Here is a 968-nt window from a genome sequence, read left to right on the forward strand (position 1 = left end):
GCCGGCGTCACGCTGGAACAGATCGCCGCCGACTTCGGCGTCCACCCGATCGCTCTGTCGAAGTGGCTGCGCCGCGCCGACACCGACGAGGGCGCCAGGCCCGCCACGGCATCGGGTGAGTCGGCCGAGCTGCGTGAGGCCCGCAAGCGCATCCGGCTGCTGGAGCAGGAGAACGAGGTCCTCAGGAGGGCTGCGGCGTATCTGTCGCAGGCGAACCTGCCGGCAAAATGATGTACCCGCTCGTCCGCGAGCTGGCCGCCGCCGATGCCCCTCACAGGGTGCCGGTGGCGGTGACGTGCCGGGTGCTCGGGCTGGCCCGCCAGCCCTACTACCGGTGGCTGGACAGGCCGGTCACCGACGCCGAGATGGCCGAGGCATACCGGGCCAACGCGCTGTTCGACGCGCACCGCGACGATCCCGAGTTCGGCCACCGCTTCCTCCTCGACGAGGCCCGGGCGGCCGGTGAGGCGATGGCCGAGCGGACCGCCTGGCGGATCTGCCGGGACAACGGCTGGTGGAGCGCCTTCGGCAAGCGACGGGGCCGCGGGAAGAATGCCAAGGCCGGGCCGCCTGTCCACGATGACCGGGTGCGGCGGGACTTCACCACAGCCGGGCCGAACCGGCTGTGGCTCACGGACATCACCGAGCACGCGACCGGCGAGGGCAAGCTGTATCTTTGCGCGGTCAAGGACCTGTACTCCGGCCGCATCGTGGGCTATTCCATCGACGCGCGGATGAAGTCCAGCCTCGCGGTGAGAGCCCTTGAATCCGCCGTCGCCCGTCGCGGCCAGGTCGCCGGATGCATTGTTCATTCCGATCGCGGATCGCAGTTCCGCTCACGGAAGTTCGTGTCCGTTCTCGCACGTCACGGCCTGGTCGGCTCCATGGGCCGGGTCGGTGCGGCCGGCGACAATGCGGCCATGGAGAGTTTCTTCGCGCTACTGCAGAAGAACGTCCTCGATCGCCGT

The 968-nt window shown here is 69.7% G+C and carries 1 pseudogene; it reads left to right on the forward strand.

Annotated elements, in window-relative coordinates:
- Positions 1 to 968: pseudogene (locus AC3ET3_RS36095) on the forward strand (IS3 family transposase); the annotation flags it as partial.

It is taken from the genome of Streptomyces sp. bgisy159, assembly GCF_057707805.1.